General features: G+C 64.6%; 9 protein-coding genes. 7 read left to right on the top strand and 2 right to left on the bottom strand.

Annotated elements, in window-relative coordinates:
* Positions 1–4 precede the first annotated feature (4 nt).
* From treZ to HX851_RS15640, 7 genes are all read left to right on the top strand, one after another.
* A complete protein-coding gene (treZ, locus tag HX851_RS15670) occupies positions 5–1,810 on the top strand; it encodes a malto-oligosyltrehalose trehalohydrolase (protein WP_177060761.1) in 1,806 nt (601 codons plus the stop codon).
* Positions 1,807–3,888: a 4-alpha-glucanotransferase gene (malQ, locus tag HX851_RS15665; protein WP_177065815.1), complete on the top strand. Its 2,082-nt coding sequence runs from the start codon at positions 1,807–1,809 to the stop codon at positions 3,886–3,888. The genes treZ and malQ overlap by 4 nt, the downstream gene beginning before the upstream one ends.
* Positions 3,885–6,638, top strand: coding sequence for a malto-oligosyltrehalose synthase (locus HX851_RS15660; protein ID WP_177065817.1), 2,754 nt, complete (start codon positions 3,885–3,887; stop codon positions 6,636–6,638). Before malQ ends, HX851_RS15660 begins: the two co-directional genes overlap by 4 nt.
* A gap of 21 nt (positions 6,639–6,659) precedes the next feature.
* On the top strand, positions 6,660–6,947 hold the full coding sequence (locus tag HX851_RS15655; RefSeq protein ID WP_177060767.1) for a DUF2934 domain-containing protein: 288 nt from the start codon (positions 6,660–6,662) through the stop codon (positions 6,945–6,947).
* Positions 6,948–7,100: 153 nt separating this feature from the next.
* Positions 7,101–9,260 carry a glycogen debranching protein GlgX gene (gene glgX / locus HX851_RS15650; RefSeq protein WP_177060768.1) on the top strand — a complete coding sequence of 720 codons (2,160 nt, stop codon included), beginning with the start codon at positions 7,101–7,103 and terminating at the stop codon, positions 9,258–9,260.
* 141 nt (positions 9,261–9,401) lie between these two features.
* Positions 9,402–10,160, top strand: coding sequence for a PIG-L deacetylase family protein (locus HX851_RS15645; protein ID WP_177060770.1), 759 nt, complete (start codon positions 9,402–9,404; stop codon positions 10,158–10,160).
* A gap of 355 nt (positions 10,161–10,515) precedes the next feature.
* Positions 10,516–11,517 (top strand): autotransporter outer membrane beta-barrel domain-containing protein, encoded by a 1,002-nt coding sequence (locus HX851_RS15640; RefSeq protein WP_256262512.1) that lies wholly within the window; start codon positions 10,516–10,518, stop codon positions 11,515–11,517.
* A gap of 63 nt (positions 11,518–11,580) precedes the next feature.
* On the opposite strand, the gene glgB is transcribed toward HX851_RS15640, so the two are convergent.
* The gene (gene glgB / locus HX851_RS15635) at positions 11,581–13,809 is read right to left on the bottom strand and encodes a 1,4-alpha-glucan branching protein GlgB (RefSeq protein WP_177060774.1); all 2,229 of its coding nucleotides are present in this window, start codon (positions 13,807–13,809) and stop codon (positions 11,581–11,583) included.
* Positions 13,806–17,144, bottom strand: a complete 3,339-nt coding sequence (gene treS, locus HX851_RS15630) for a maltose alpha-D-glucosyltransferase (RefSeq protein ID WP_177065825.1) — start codon at positions 17,142–17,144, stop codon at positions 13,806–13,808. The genes glgB and treS overlap by 4 nt, the downstream gene beginning before the upstream one ends.
* Between the last annotated feature and the right edge of the window lie 64 nt (positions 17,145–17,208).

Below are 17,208 nucleotides of genomic sequence, written 5' to 3'. Positions count from 1 at the left end.
ATAGATGCCGTTACGGACTCTGGAAACCTGGCCCCATGGTGCAGTCATGCTGGACGCGGAACACACCCGCTTTGCGCTATGGGCGCCGGACAGCTATTACGTCAGCGTCGACCTGGAGGATGGCCGCTCACTGGCCATGCTGCCGCAGAACGACGGCTGGTTCACCCTGGAAACCCGCTGCGAGGCCGGTACCCGCTACCGCTACAACATCGACGGCGAACTGCAGGTCTGCGACCCGGCTTCCCGGGCCCAGGCCGGCGGTGTGCAGGCCCCGAGCGTGGTGGTCGACCCCCTCGCCTATCATTGGCAACACAAGGACTGGCAAGGGCGGCCCTGGCATACCGCGGTGATCTACGAGCTGCATGTCGGTGCCCTCGGCGGCTATCGAGCGGTGGAACAACACCTGTCGCGCCTGGCAGCACTGGGGATCACCGCCATCGAGTTGATGCCCCTGGCCGAGTTCCCCGGCGAGCGCAACTGGGGCTATGACGGTGTATTGCCGTATGCCCCGTGTGCCTCCTATGGTTCGCCCGAAGACCTCAAGCACCTGATCGACAGCGCCCATGGCCACGGCCTGATGGTGATCCTCGACGTGGTCTACAACCACTTCGGCCCGGACGGCAACTTTCTCGGACGTTATGCCAAGGACTTCTTCCGCGAGGACCGCCAGACACCCTGGGGCGCGGCCATCGACTTCCGTCGTCGGGAAGTGCGCGACTTCTTTATCGACAATGCCCTGATGTGGCTGCTGGAGTACCGTTTCGACGGCCTGCGGCTGGATGCGGTGCATGCGCTCGGCGACAGTACCTTCCTGCGCGAACTGTCCCGGACGGTACGCCAGCAGGTCGATCCGGCGCGGCATGTCTGGCTGACCGTGGAAAACGAATTCAACCAGGCCAGCCTGCTGGAGGAGGCCTACGACGGCCAATGGAACGATGACGGGCACAACGCCCTGCATGTGCTGCTGACCGGCGAGACCGAGTCCTACTACGCCGACTATGCCCGGGAAACCACCACCAAACTGGCACGTTGTCTGAGCCAGGGATTTGTCTACCAGGGCCATCCCAACCGCCATGGACGCAGCCGTGGCGAGCCGAGTGCGCACTTGCCGCCCACGGCCTTTATCCTGTTCCTGCAGAACCACGACCAGATCGGCAACCGGGCCCTCGGCGAACGCCTCAACCAGCTTTGTCCCGCCCCGGCCCTGCGCGCGGCCACGGTGCTGTTGCTGTTGTCGCCGATGATCCCGCTGATGTTCATGGGCGACGAAACCGGCGCCGAGGAACCCTTCCTGTTCTTCACCGATCACCATGGCGAGCTGGCCGATGCCGTGCGCGAAGGCCGGCGTGCGGAGTTCGCCGAATTCGCCGCTTTCGCCGATCCGGACCGGCGTGCGCATATCCCCGACCCGAACGCTGCGAGCACCTTCGCCGCTTCATGTCCGGACTTCGATGCTCCCGTGCATTTCACCCGCGAGGCCACGGCGCGGCTCTACCGGCAGTTACTGGAGATCCGCCACCGCGAACTGATACCCCGGCTGCCCGGTGCCCAGGCCCTGGGAGCCGACGTACTGGCCGACGGCGCCCTCAGTGCACGCTGGCGACTGGGTGACGGCAGCCTGCTGCGCATCGACCTGAACCTCGGTGCCACACCCGTCGAGCATAGCGCCGACAGCAACGCCAGCTGGTTGTTCGAAAGCACCGCGGGCGCCACCCGACAGCTGGACGAAGGCAGCCTGGCGCCGTATTGCGCCGTGGTCAGCCTGAGCAACGATGAAGACTTGTCGTCCCTTGATGGAGAGTCCCCATGAGCGATGCGCAGCTGGAAATTCTTGCGAGCCGAGCGGGCCTGGCCGTTGACTGGATCGATGCCAATGGTCGCCCGCAGAAGGTCCGACCCGAGGTCCTGCGCAAGGTCCTCGCCGGCCTCGGACATCCGGCCGATGACGATGCGGCCATTGAAACCAGCCTGCTGGAACTGCAGCGGGTACAACAGGACAAGCACCTGCCGCCACTGCTGACGGCGGACTTCGGTCATGGGCTGAACCTGGCCCGCTACTTCGCCGCCGATACACCTTGCGAGATCCACCTGGAAGACGGCGCGATACTCAATCTGCGGCTGGACAACGACGCGGTGCTGCCAGGCCTGGTGCCGGTCGGCTATCAATCGGTGAACATCGCAGGCCAGCACTTCACCCTGGCCGTCGCCCCGGCCGCCTGCCACGGCATGGCCGCCGCCACCGACACCCGGACACCCCGGGCCTGGGGCCTGAGCGCCCAGCTCTACGGCTTGCAGCGTTCCGGCGATGGCGGCTTCGGCGATACCCTGGCCCTGGAAGACCTGGCCCGGGCCGCCGGCGAACGGGGCGCCGATGCCCTGGCCATCAGCCCGCTGCATGCGATGTTCAGTTGCGACCCGCAACGCTACAGCCCCTACTCGCCCTCCAGCCGCCTGTTTCTCAACAGCCTGTATGCCGCGCCTGGCGCGATCCTCGGCGAGCGTGCCCTGCGCATGGCCATAGACAGCGCCGGGCTGGCCGATGAACTGCACGCCCTGGAACAGCTGCCGCTGATCGACTGGCCACGTGCGGCCCGCGCCAAGCAGCGACTGCTGCGGGCCTTGTACGATGGCTTCCGGCTCGGCGATCATCCGCTCGGCGAGGACTTCCACAGCTTCCGCCATGCCGGTGGCGAAGCCCTGGAAAACCACTGCCGCTTCGAAGCATTGCAGGCTTGGCGGATCGCCCGCGACGAAAGCACTGACTGGCGTCACTGGCCCGAAGAATGGCGCCACCCGCGCGGTGCCGCGCTCGCCCGCTTCGCCGAGGAGCACGCCGAAGACATCGGTTTCCATGCCTTCAACCAATGGCTGATCGCCCGCTGCCTGGAGCGTGCGCAGAACGCCGCCCGGGGCAGCGGCATGGGCATCGGCCTGATCGCCGACCTCGCCGTCGGTGCCGACGGCGGCGGTAGCCAGGCCTGGAGCCGGCAGGACGAACTGCTGGCCGAACTCACCGTCGGCGCGCCACCCGATATCCTCAACCGCTCGGGCCAGGGCTGGGGCATCTCCGCCTTCGCCCCCGAAGGCCTGAAGCGCCATGGTTTCCGCGCCTTTATCGAGATGCTGCGGGCCAACTTCGCCCACGCCGGCGGCCTGCGCATCGACCACGTGATGGGCCTGCAGCGACTCTGGGTGATTCCCCTCGGCTCGCCACCGAGCGACGGCGCCTACCTCTACTATCCGGTGGACGACCTGCTGCGCCTGCTGACCCTGGAATCCGTGCGACACCAGGCCATCGTCCTCGGCGAAGACCTCGGCACGGTGCCCGACGGCCTGCGGGAAAAACTCAGCGCCCGCTCGATCCTCGGCATGCGCGTGCTGCTATTCGAACAGGAGTACGACCATCGCTTCAAGCCGATTCTCGACTGGCCGGACAATGCCCTGGCCACCACCAGTACCCATGACCTGCCCACCCTCAACGGCTGGTGGCATGCACGGGATATCGACTGGAATATCCGCCTCGGACTGATCGACACGCCGACCGCCGACCACTGGCGCCAGACCCGCCAGCATGAGCGAGAAGGCTTGCACCGGGCGCTGAGCGCCGACCCGCAGAATTTTCGTGACGAGTCCCACGAGACCGACCAGGTGGTGGATGCCAGTATCCGTTTCCTCGGGCATACCCGGGCGCCGCTGGTGCTCTTGCCCCTGGAAGACGCCCTCGGGATGGAGGAACAGCCGAACCTGCCCGGCACCATCGACAGTCATCCCAACTGGCGCCGTCGCCTGCCGGGCAACAGCCGTGGGCTGCTGGACGATATCGACGCGGCACGCCGTCTCGAACTGCTGGCCTGTGCCCGCCTCCAGGCCGCCGAGCGGGATCGATGAACGGCCTCGCACAAGCGCCCTTGCGCGCCACCCTGCGCCTGCAATTGCACAAGGGTTTCCCGCTCGACACCGCCGTCGCGTGGGTGCCCTATTTCGCCCAGCTGGGTATCAGTCATATCTATGCCTCGCCGCTGCTCAGCGCCCGGGCCGGCTCGATGCACGGCTATGACGTGGTCGATCCGACCCGGGTCAATCCGGAGCTGGGTGGCGAGCCGGCGCTGCGGCGCCTGGTCGCCGCCCTGCGTGAACACGGCATGGGCCTGATCCTGGATATCGTCTCCAATCATATGGCGGTAGGCGGGGCCGATAATCCCTGGTGGCTGGACCTGCTGGAATGGGGACGACGCAGTCCCTATGGCGAATTCTTCGACATCCAGTGGCATTCGCCGGACCCGCTGCTCGAAGGCCAGTTGCTGATGCCGTTTCTCGGCAGCGACTATGGCGTCGCCCTGCAGGACGGCGCGCTGCCCCTGCGTTTCGACGCCGGACGCGGCAGTTTCCATGTCGAGCATTACCAGCACCACTTTCCGATCTGCCCCAGGGACTATGGGCAGATTCTCGCCGACCTGCCGGGCCTGGACGATCTGGCCGCGCGCTTCAAGGCCCTCAATACCCTGCCTGATGCCTATACCCAGGCCCGGCAACTGCGCGCCGAACTGGCCAGCCGCACGGACAGCCACCCGGCACTCCTGGCCAGCCTGGACCGCTACGACTCCCGTGAGCCGGAAGGCTTCCAGCGCCTGCACCGCTTGCTCGAACGCCAGCACTACCGCCTTGCCAGTTGGCGCACCGCGGGCGACGACATCAACTGGCGGCGCTTTTTCGATGTCAACGAGCTGGGCGGCCTGCGCGTCGAACGCCCGGCGGTCTTCGAGGCCACACACCAGAAGATCTTCCAGCTGATCGGCGACGGCCTGGTGGATGGCCTGCGGATCGACCATATCGACGGCCTCGCCGATCCCCGGGGTTACTGCCGCCGGTTACGGCGACGGGTCGATGCCCTGGCACCGGGAAGGCACTTGCCGATCCATGTCGAGAAGATCCTCGGCCAGGGTGAAACCCTGCACCGCGACTGGCAGGTCGACGGCACCACCGGCTATGAGTTCATGAACCAGTTGTCGCTGTTGCAGCACGACGCCGCTGGCGCCGAACCGCTGGGCGAACTCTGGAGCCGTCTCAGCGAGCGCCCCGCCGAGTTCGCCCAGGAAGCGCGGCTGGCGCGCCAGCAGATGCTCAACGGTTCGCTGGCCGGCGACTTCGAAAGCGTCGCCCAGGCGCTGCTGCAGGTGGCCCGCGACAACCTGATGAGCCGTGACCTGACCCTGGGTGCGATCCGCCGCGCCTTGCACGAACTGATCGTGCATTTCCCGGTATACCGGACCTATATCAACGCCTGCGGCCGACCGGCCGAGGACGAGCGGTTTTTCCAGCTGGCCCTGGCCGGCGCCCGCACGACCCTCGGCGAAGCCGACTGGCCGGTACTCGACTACCTGCAACAGTGGCTGGGGGGCCAGCGCTGGCGTGAACGGGCACCGGGTCGCGAACGCAAGCTGCTCAAGCACGCCTGCGTGCGCTTTCAGCAACTGACCTCGCCGACCGCCGCCAAGGCCGTGGAGGACACCGCGTTCTATCGCTCGGCGGTACTGCTCTCGCGCAACGACGTGGGCTTCTCCACCGAGCAGTTCAGTGCGCCCGTGGAAGATTTCCACCAGGCCAATCGCCAGCGCCTGCGGGACTTTCCCGACAACCTGCTGACCACCGCCACCCACGACCACAAGCGTGGTGAAGACAGTCGTGCACGACTGGCGGTCCTGAGCGAATGCAGTGCGACCTATGTCGGCTGGATCGAACAATGGCGCGAGCAGGCGACAGCCTTGCGCGATGATCCGGCAGCGCCCTCGGCGGGCGACGAACTGATGCTCTACCAGGCCCTGATCGGCAGTTGGCCGCTGGACCTTGCGGTCGACGATCCGGCCGCCTTGCGCCATTACGCCGAACGCCTGCGGCAATGGCAACGCAAGGCCTTGCGCGAAGCCAAGTTGCACAGCAGCTGGAGCGCGCCGAACGAGGCCTATGAAAACGCCTGCCACGCCTTTCTCGACCTCCTGCTGCTCAAGCCCGAGGGCCTGGCATTGCGCAGCGCCATCGCTGCCGCGGTGCAGTTCATCGGCGTCGCCGGCGCACTCAACGGCCTGGCCCAATGTTTGCTGCGAATGACCGTGCCGGGGCTGCCGGACCTGTACCAGGGCAATGAGTTCTGGGACTTCAGCCTGGTGGACCCGGACAACCGACGGCCCGTGGATTTCGCCGCTCGGCAGGCCGCATTGCAAACGTCGACAGACTCGCAGGCACTGCTCGGCGACTGGCGCAGCGGCCGGATCAAGCAGGCATTGATCGCCCGCACCCTGGCACTACGGGCCCGCCACGCCGGCCTGTTCAGTCGTGGCGATTATCAACCGCTGCCAGTGTCCGGCGAACACGCAGGGAAGGTGTTGGCGTTCAGTCGCGGGACAGCGACACAAACGGCCATTGTGATCGTGCCAAGGCTGGCACTGTCGCTGTTGGCCGGTGCCGATCGGCCATGGGTCGCGGCACCGGTTTGGGGCGATACACGGGTCAGACTGCCGTTTACCGCACCGACCGGCAAACTAAAGGGACTTTTTTCAACGTGCGCAGTCACACCCCATAGGGAGCTGATGGTCGGCGACGCGCTGGGAGACTTCCCGGTCAATCTCTTTATCCAACCTTGAGTTCAGTTCAGGAGCATGGCGATGAGTACCGACGAAAAACGCATCCGTGAATTTGCCTATCAGATCTGGCAATCGGAGGGACAACCCGAGGGCCAGGAAGCCCGCCACTGGGAAATGGCCCGCAAGCTGGCCGAAGCCGAAGCCCTGGCCCCGAGCAAACCGGCAAGCGCCAAGGCCAGGCCGAAAGTGACGACCACCACCAAGCCCGCCGCCAAGCCGGCGCTGAAAGCCGCGGCCAAACCGGCGACCAAGGCAGTCGAGCCTGCCGTGAAAAAACCTCGCGCCCCACGCAAACCACCGGCCAGCTAAGCGCTGCAATAGTGATCGTTAGTGATCATTCCCACGCTCCGAGTGGGAATGCATCCCGTGACGCTCCGCGTCACAAAGCGGACGCAGAGCGTCCCAAGAGGCATTCCTTTGCTGCGCGTGGGAACGATCATCCGTCAATCGCAGGAGCACCACATGACCCATCCCAAGAAAACCACGCCGACACCTGAAGGCGAAGCCTCGCGCATCCGCGAGGGCCTGCCCTTCCCGCTCGGCGCCACCTGGGATGGCCTGGGGGTCAATTTCGCGCTGTTTTCCGCCCACGCCACCAAGGTCGAACTCTGTCTGTTCGACGCCACTGGCGAAGTCGAGCTGGAGCGCATCGAACTGCCCGAATACACCGACGAGATCTATCACGGCTACCTGCCCGACGCCCATCCGGGGCTGATCTACGGCTACCGGGTGCATGGTCCCTACGACCCGAAGAACGGCCATCGTTTCAACCCCAACAAGCTGCTGATCGACCCCTACGCCAAGCAACTGGTCGGCCAGCTCAAATGGTCCGAGGCACTGTTCGGCTACACCATCGGCCATCCGGACGCCGACCTCAGTTTCGACGAGCGCGACAGCGCGCCCTTCGTCCCCAAGAGCAAGGTCATCGACCCCGCCCACACCTGGGGCCAGGACCAGCGCGTCAGCGTGCCCTGGGACCGCACGATCATCTACGAAACCCATGTGCGCGGCATCAGCATGCGCCATCCCTCCGTACCCGAGGCGGTACGCGGCACCTTTGCCGGGTTGATGGTCGATGACGTCCTGGAGCATATCCGCAAGCTGGGTGTCTCTTCGGTGGAACTGCTGCCGATCCATGCCTTCGTCAATGACCAGCATCTGCTGCACAAGGGCATGACCAACTACTGGGGCTACAACAGCATCGCCTTCTTCGCCCCGGATCCGCGCTACCTGGCCAGCGGCAAGATCGCCGAGTTCAAGGAGATGGTCGCGCACCTGCACGAGGCCGGCCTGGAAGTGCTCCTCGACGTGGTCTACAACCACACCGCCGAAGGTAACGAGCAAGGTCCGACGCTGTCCATGCGCGGTATCGACAACGCCTCCTACTACCGCTTGATGCCCGACGACAAGCGTTTCTATATCAACGACTCGGGCACCGGCAACACCCTGGACCTGAGCCATCCGTGCGTGCTGCAGATGGTCACCGACTCGCTGCGCTACTGGGCCACGGAAATGCACGTGGACGGCTTCCGCTTCGACCTGGCGACCATTCTCGGGCGCTATCACGACGGTTTCGACGAGCGTCACAGTTTCCTCGTCGCCTGCCGCCAGGACCCGGTGCTGCGCCAGGTCAAGCTGATCGCCGAGCCCTGGGACTGCGGCCCCGGTGGTTATCAGGTCGGCGGCTTCCCACCGGGCTGGGTCGAATGGAACGATCGCTTCCGCGACACCGTGCGCGCCTTCTGGAAAGGCGACGATGGTCAGCTCGCCGACTTCGCCGGGCGCATGACCGCCTCCGGCGAACTGTTCAACCAGCGTGGCCGGCGCCCCTACACCTCGGTCAACTTCATCACCGCCCACGATGGTTTCACCCTGCACGACCTGGTGTCATACAACGACAAGCACAACGAGGCCAACGACGAAAACAACCAGGACGGCAGCAACAACAACCTGTCCTGGAACCACGGTGTCGAAGGCCCCACCGACGATCCGGCGATCAACGCCCTGCGTCTGCGCCAGATGCGCAACTTCTTCGCCACCCTGCTGCTGGCCCAGGGCACGCCGATGATCGTCGCCGGCGACGAGTTCGCCCGTACCCAGCACGGCAACAACAACGCCTACTGCCAGGACAGTGAAATCGGCTGGGTCAACTGGGACCTGGACGACGACGGCAAGTCCCTGCTGCGCTTCGTCAAGCGCCTGGTCAAGCTGCGCCTGGCCTATCCGATCCTGCGCCGGGGGCGCTTCCTGGTGGGCAACTACAACGAGGCCATTGGCGTCAAGGACGTCACCTGGCTGGCCCCGGACGGCAATGAAATGACCACCGAGCAATGGCACGACGGTCATGGCCGCTGCCTGGGCATGCTGCTCGACGGCCGGGCCCAGGTTTCCGGCATCCGCCGCGCCGGTGCCGATGCCACCTTGCTGATCGCGGTCAATGCCCACCATGACGGGGTCAATTTCCGCCTGCCCGAAGTCCCGCAAGGCATGTACTGGACCTGCATGGTCGATACCAACGACGCGGCGATCAAGGGTCAGGAGCGCTTCGCCTTCGACAGCGAATACACCCTGACCGGACGCTCGCTGGTGATGTTCGAATTGCAACGCGATGACGAAGACTGAGGAGTCGGCGAATCCGTAACAATAAAAGTCGCATTTCGAACAACTTGAGCGATACTTGCCGTCGGCGCTCCAGGATCGGGGCGCCCGCACCTGCTGTTTGAATTGACGTGCACACCCCAACCACACAAGGACGTGGCCCCTATGAAACACCAATCCGCAGCCCGCAACGAGGCTGCGCCGCTGATCTGGAATGCTTCGCGGCAACTGGCCCGGGTGCCGAGCCTGAGCCTCAATCGCCTGGTCGAACCGGGCGCTCGGGTGGTGGTCATCGCCCCCCATCCCGGTGACGAAGTACACAGCTGTGGCGGCTTGCTGCAGATGCTCTCGACCCTCGAACACCCTCTGCAACTGATCTCCATCACCGATGGCAGCGGCACCTATCCGGGCTCGCGCATCTGGTCGGAACAACGCCTGAGCGTGGTCTGCCCACAGGAAACCGCCGAGGCCCTGCGTCGCCTGGGCATCGAACTGCACAGCCTGAAGTGGATTCGTGGCGGCTTCCGGCATGGCGCCCTGGAGCAACAGGAAGATGCGATCTACCAGTGCCTGCGACGCTACCTGCGCCCCGACGACGTGGTGTTCACCACCTGGCGCGAAGATGGCGATGCCGACCATGACGCGGTCGGCCGCGCCAGCGCCAGGGCCTGTACCGCCACCGGTGCGCGCCTGGTCGAACTGCCGGTCTGGGCCTGGTTCCGGCCACTGCGTGACGAAGGCCTGATCCCCTGGCACCGGGCCCGCAAGGTACGCGTCGACACCTGGGGCGTGGCGCGCAAGCTGCACGCGATCCATGCCTATCACAGCCAGTTGCAGGGCGACCCCGAGCGGGGCATCCAGCCGATCCTGATGCCCGCGTTGATCGAACGGGCGCGGCAACCCTTCGAGATGGTGTTCATCTGAGCAAGACGGGCCGAAATGAGCGCTTTTCAGGCCCGTTCAGAATCAACGGTAACAACTTAAATAACCGAATGATCAATAGGTTGTAAATCCTGATTCAGCCTGTCTGTTTATTCGCTATTTTCTTGACGCAACCCCACACCTCTCCTTAGCTACAAGTGACTATCCCCGGTTTTAAAACCCAAGGGACAAGCCCTCGGATGCCCGCCTGGCGCGGGTCGCCGAGGGTTTGCCCCGATGATTTCGGCCGCCCCTCGTTCGGGGGTAGGAGAGGCACCAGTGCAGGTATCTATGCGACAGCAAGGAACACCCGATGAAAACGTTCATGACCCACCCTACCCTGAGGACGATGGTTAATATGGCTTCGACTTCCCTCCTGCTGTGTTCCGCCCTGGAACTGCAGGCGGCCCCAGCCGAGGACGATCCGCAGGCCTGGCTTGCCAACAACACGCCCACCCTGTTGCGTTCCGGCCAGCCATTGACGCTGGATAACAGCGAGCGCCTGCCCGGCTCGCGGTTTGCAGCCATCGTGGCGAACAACGGCAATCCCGAAGCCTACAGCGGATTCCGTGACAGGGCGTTGGGCGTAAACGAAACCGGCAACCTCGACCCGTTGTTTTCCGGAGCGTTTGGCGACTTGCTGATCATTCCCGGTGCCTATGCCAATCGCAGCGGCGGTCATACCCTCAGGACCGGTGTATTCACCGGGCAAAGCGGGCCACTGGACCCGGTCGACGGGTTTGTCATGGCTCCCCGCGATCCGCGTGCCGACGGTTTGAATGCCGCGGGCAACAATGTCGGGGCGTTCTGGAGTCTGACCGGACAACAGGGTTGGCACGTCAACCTCACTGCCATGAACAGCCAGGGCACGACCTATATCCGCTCGGCCCAGGGCACCCTGCAAGGCACGTCCTCCAGGGGTCGGACGTTTTCGCTGGAAGGTGGATTCCCCATAGGCCTGGGCAACAACTGGGTCATAGAACCCCAGGCACAACTGGTCAACCAGCAAGTCAGCGGGAATAACGCCGGCCTGACGGATGCATCCGCGGACCAGTCGCTCTGGAGCGGCAGGATCGGCGCCCGCCTCAAAGGCGCCTACGAGGTCCGCGGCCTGCCGGTGGAACCCTACCTGCGTACCAACTTCTGGCACACCTTCGGCAGTGGCAACACCTTGAGCCTGGAGCAGGTCGACAAGATCAGCAGCAGTCGCAACGCCTCCACCGTGGAGCTGGGGCTGGGCCTGGTGGCCCGGGTCTCGCCGACCGTCAGCCTGTATGTCAGCGCGGACTACAGCGGCACCTCCGACGACAATGGCTTGAACGGCATCATCGGCAATATCGGCGTGCGGATGCGTTGGTAAGCACTCGCGCCGGGCATCATTTGTGGCGAGCGGACTTGCCCGCTCGCCACGGGATCAGTCGCCTCAGCCTTGCGGCTGCAACATCAACACCGCCAGCGGTGGCAGGTTCAACACCAGAGACGTGGCCTGGCCATGGCTGGCGTGGTCTTCGGTGAAAGCCCCGCCACCATTGCCATAATTGGAGCCGGCATAGATCGCCGCATCGCTGTTGATCACCTCTTTCCACTGCCCGGCAAAGGGCACGCCGACCCGGTAGGCCTCGCGCGGCACCGGGGTGAAGTTGGCGACCACCAGCAGCGGCCGCCCCTCGCGGCTCCAGCGCAACCAGGCGTAGACACTGTTGGTGGCGTCATCGCCGATCAGCCACTGGAAGCCCTGGGGCGCATCGTCCTGGTCGTACAGCGCCGGCTCCTCGCGATAGAGCTGGTTGAGATCGCTGACCAGCTTCTGCACGCCCAGGTGCTCGGAATATTGCAGCAAGTACCAGTCCAGTTGCTGGTCGTGATTCCATTCGCGCCACTGGCCGAACTCACAGCCCATGAACAGCAGCTTCTTGCCCGGATGCGCCCACATGAAACTCAGGTAGGCGCGCAGGTTGGCGAACTTCTGCCAGCGGTCGCCGGGCATCTTGTCGATCAGCGAATGTTTGCCGTGCACCACCTCATCATGGGAAATCGGCAGGATGAAACGCTCGGACCAGGCGTACACCAGGCCGAAGCTCAGCTCGTTATGGTGGTGCGCGCGGTACACCGGGTCCTGCTGGATGTAATGCAGCGAGTCATGCATCCAGCCCATGTTCCACTTGTAGGCGAAACCCAGGCCGCCCTGCTGGGTGCCCTGGCTGACTCCCGGCCAGGCCGTGGACTCCTCGGCGATAACCAGGGCGCCCGGTGCTTCCAGGGCCACCACATCGTTGAGATGGCGCAGGAAGTCGATGGCCTCGAGGTTCTCGCGGCCGCCGTGGCGATTGGGCACCCACTCCCCGGCCTGGCGCGAATAGTCGCGGTAGAGCATCGACGCCACCGCATCCACCCGCAGCCCGTCGACATGGAAATGCTTGAGCCAGTGCAGCGCCGAAGCCAGCATGAAACCGTGCACCTCGGTGCGCCCCAGGTTGTAGATCAGCGTGTCCCAATCCTGGTGAAAGCCTTCCAGCGGGTTGCCATACTCGTACAGCGCCGTGCCGTCGAACTGCGCCAGGCCATGGGTATCGGTGGGAAAATGCGCCGGCACCCAGTCGAGGATCACGCCGATACCGGCCTGGTGGCAGGCGTTGACGAAGGCGGCGAATTCGTCCGGCGTGCCATACCGTGCACTGGGCGCGAATTGCGACAGCGGTTGATAGCCCCAGGAGCCGCCGAAGGGATGCTCCATGATCGGCATCAGTTCGATATGGGTGAAGCCCAGTTGCCGGACATAGGGGATCAGCCGCTCGGCCAGTTCGCCCCAGCTGTACTGACGGGACACCTCGCCCACCTCATCGATCTCGCACTGCCAGGAGCCGGCGTGCAGCTCATAGATCGACAGCGGTGCGTTCGGCCGTTGCCGTTCGCCACGGGCCTGCATCCATTCCTGGTCCTGCCAGTCGATGCGCAACGGCGAGGCCACCCGCGAGGCGGTATCCGGCGGCAACTGGGTCGCCAGGGCCACCGGGTCGGCCTTGAGCGGCAGGATCGTATCGGCGGCGAGGATCTCGTACTTGTAGGCCTCGCCCGGATGCAGGCGCGGGATAAAGATTTCCCAGACCCCGCTCGAATGACGCAGGCGCATCGGATGGCGACGGCCGTCCCAGATATTGAAATCGCCGACCACCGAAACCCGCCGGGCATTCGGTGCCCACACCGCGAAACGCACACCGTCGATGCCGTCGACCGTCATCACCTGGGCACCGAGACAACCGCTCAGGTCACGGTGATTGCCCTCGGCGAACAGGTACAGGTCCATCTCCCCCAGCAAGGGGCCGAAGCTGTAGGGGTCTTCGCAGATCTGCTCGCCACCGGCCCACTGGACACGCAGCAGGTAGGGCTGGCGATCCGCCAGGTGACCGACATACAAGCCAGGTACCGCGCTGCTGTCCAGGCTACCCAGCAGCTCCTCGCTGCCACGGGCAAGGACCTCGACGCTCAGGGCGCCCGGCAGGAACGCGCGGATAAACTGCCCATCCGCGCCGTCATCATGGGGACCGAGAATGGCAAACGGGTCCTGGTGTTCGGCGCGCACCAGCGCTTCGATATCGTGGCTGGCGGGTAACAGGCTGGCCTTCGTTTTACCTTGTTCCTTACTTGTACTCATTGCTGCTCTCCACCGGACAAGGATTTCACCTCACTCAACAACCCGCTCAAACCGTGCAATGGCACGGGGAGCCAGGCTGGACGGTTCTCCGCCTCATAGACAATTTCGTAGGCAGCCTTCTCCAGACTGAACAGGGCCAGAGCCGCTTCCGCGCCCGCCGGGTCCTGCCATGCATGAGCAAGACTAGTCGTTGCCTGCCGATATGCCCGGATAAAAGCCTTGCGCGAATCCTTCAGGTAGCGCTCGGCGACGCGCTGCAGCGCGGCCTGCGCCGCGGCCGAGGAGTCGGCGGCGTGAGAACGGTCGAGGGCCATTGCCGCGGCATAGTCGAACGAGCGCAGCACCCCGCTGACATCCTTGTACGGACTGTGCTTGCCCCGACGCTCCTGCAACGAACGCGCCGGTTCGCCTTCGAAGTCGATCAGGTAGGCATCGCCCTGTACCACCAGCACCTGCCCCAGGTGCAGGTCGCCATGCACGCGAATGCGCAAGCCGCCCCGCACCTGCGTGGCGAGGGCCTGGACATGGGCGACGATGGCTTTTTGCCGCGCGACCAGGTGCGTGACCAGGACCTGGTCCGCCGGCGCAAGTCGCGCCTGATGCTGTTCGAGCAATTGCAGGGCCCGGGTTAGCTGGCTGCCGATCTGCTTGCCCCAGGCCTGACTGTCCTTGGCGGTACTGACCTGGGCGCTGAAATCCGCGTTGGCGGTCGGCGCGGCCAACACCTCGTGCATCTCACCCAGGCGTTGACCCAGCAAACCGGCAAAATTCGCCAGTTCGTCGAGGGCATTGAACGGCTGCGGGTGCTCGACCGTGCCGTCGGCCAGTTCATCGCGGATCGCCCGCTCCAGGTTATTCTGCGTCCAGACCCAGGCATCGCCCTGGTTGTTGAGCAAGCCCTGGGCAATCATCAGCAGGCTTTCCCCACCGTCCTGATCACGGCGGACCACCGAACCCAGCAACGGCGAAATATGCTTGAAGCCGGCGGCACTCAGGTAGGCGCTCATTTCCAGTTCCGGATGAATCCCGGCGCTGACCTTGCGGATCAACTTGAGCATCACCCGCTCGCCCACCACCACCGAACTGTTGGACTGCTCGGCGGACAGGTAGCGCACCTCGGCATCCGCCGGCAGCGGCTGCGCCAGCAGTTCGGCGCTGGCCTGGAAGTGCAGCTCGCCCGCGCTGCCGCTCAGTACGCTGCCCGCCTGCAGGCCCTGGATCACTGCGCGCACAAAGCTTTCAAGGCTGAAGGCATCGGTGATCAGGCCGACCTGGCGCCCGCGACGGACCCGGGCCAACGCCAGTTGCTGGGGTAGCGCGGCATTGATCTGCTCTTCGGCCAGCAGGCCGAAAGGGATCTGGTAGCGACTGACCTGGCCGCCGACGGTCACCTCGACTTCGCTGAGCAGCACCGGCTGCTGCGCATCGCCGAAACGCAGGCCATAGTCCAGGTGCACCTGTTCGATGGCGGCATCCTTGTTGGCGAACCAGCGCCGCTTGGGCAACCACTCGGGCAACGAAACCTGCTCCAGGGTGGTGCGCGAAGGGGCTTCGAGCAATTCTTCGAGGCGTTTTTTCAGGACCAGGGTGGTGAAGTCCGGCAGGCTCTGGGGCGACTCCACATGCCAACTGGGCATCTGGCTCTCGGCCGCCAGGAGGAACCAGTAGAAACCATAGGGCGCCAGGGTCAGCAGGAAATTCAACTGGCCGATGGGCGGGAAGGCGTTACCCCCGAGCATCTCCACCGGCACTTTGCCGGCGAAGTGCGACAGGTCCAGCTCCGCCGCCTGGGCGGTACGCGAGACGTTGGCGACACACAGGATGATTTCGCTCTTGCCATCCGGCCCGGTGTATTCGCGGGTGTAGGCGAGAATCCGGCGGTTGGCCGGCGAAAGCATTTTCAGGCTGCCACGGCCGAAGGCCTTCTGCTGCTTGCGCACCGCCAGCAGGCGCCGGGTCCAGTTCAGCAATGAATGGGGATCGCCGGCCTGGGTCTCGACGTTCACCGACGGATAGCCGTAGAGCGGGTCCATGATCGGCGGCAATACCAGACTGGCCGGGTCGGCGCGGGAGAAACCGCCGTTGCGGTCGATGGACCACTGCATCGGCGTGCGTACGCCATCGCGGTCACCCAGGTAGATATTGTCGCCCATGCCGATTTCATCGCCGTAATACAGGGTGGGCGTGCCCGGCATCGACAGCAGCAGGCTGTTGAGCAGTTCGATCCGCCGACGATCACGCTCCATCAACGGCGCGAGGCGACGGCGGATACCGAGGTTGATCCGGGCGCGGCGGTCGGCGGCGTAGTGGTTCCACAGGTAGTCGCGCTCGCGGTCGGTGACCATCTCCAGGGTCAGCTCATCGTGGTTACGCAGGAAAATCGCCCACTGGCAGTTGGCGGGAATTTCCGGGGTCTGGCGCAGGATATCGGTGACCGGAAAGCGATCCTCCTGGGCCAGGGCCATGTACATGCGTGGCATCAACGGAAAGTGGAAGGCCATGTGGCACTCGTCGCCGTTGTCGCCCTTCTGGTCACCGAAATACAACTGAGTATCTTCCGGCCACTGGTTGGCCTCGGCCAGCAGCATGCGGTCGGGGTAATGGGCATCGATTTCGGCACGGATCCGCTTGAGCACCTGGTGGGTCTCGGGCAGGTTCTCGTTATTGGTGCCGTCGCGTTCGATCAGGTAGGGAATGGCGTCCAGGCGCAGGCCGTCGATACCCATGTCGAGCCAGTAGCGCATCACCGACAGCACCGCCTTCATGACTTGCGGGTTGTCGAAGTTCAGGTCCGGCTGGTGGGAGTAGAAACGGTGCCAGAAGTACTGGCCGGCGACCGGGTCCCAGGTCCAGTTGGACTTCTCGGTGTCGAGAAAGATGATCCGGGTCTCGTTGTACTTGTCGTCGGTATCGGACCACACGTAGAAGTCCCGGGCACTGGAGCCCGGCTTGGCCTTGCGGGCCCGCTGGAACCAGGGGTGCTGGTCGGAGGTGTGGTTGATCACCAGTTCGGTGATTACCCGCAGGCCACGCTTGTGCGCCTCGGTGATAAACCGCCGCGCATCGGCGAGGGTCCCGTAGTCGGGGTGGACCCCGCGATATTCGGCGATATCGTAGCCATCGTCGCGGCGTGGCGAGGGGTAGAACGGCAACAGCCAGATCGTGTTGACGCCGAGGTCGGCAATATAGTCGAGCTTGGCGATCAGGCCGGGAAAATCGCCGATGCCGTCGTTGTTCGAGTCGAAAAAGGACTTTACATGCACTTGATAGATGACCGCGTCCTTGTACCAGAGCGGGTCATTGATAAAGGTCGCTGGGCGGGATTTCTTCGCCATGGGTAACTCCTTAAATGGTGGCGAGGGGGCTTGCCCCCGCTCGGCGGCGCAGCCGTAGCCTGGA

The organism is Pseudomonas gingeri (assembly GCF_013385635.1).
GTDB classification, from domain to species: Bacteria; Pseudomonadota; Gammaproteobacteria; order Pseudomonadales; family Pseudomonadaceae; genus Aquipseudomonas; species Aquipseudomonas gingeri_A.
The sequence above is the reverse complement of the archived record's forward strand: the minus strand, read 5'-3'. Positions and strand labels throughout refer to the sequence as shown.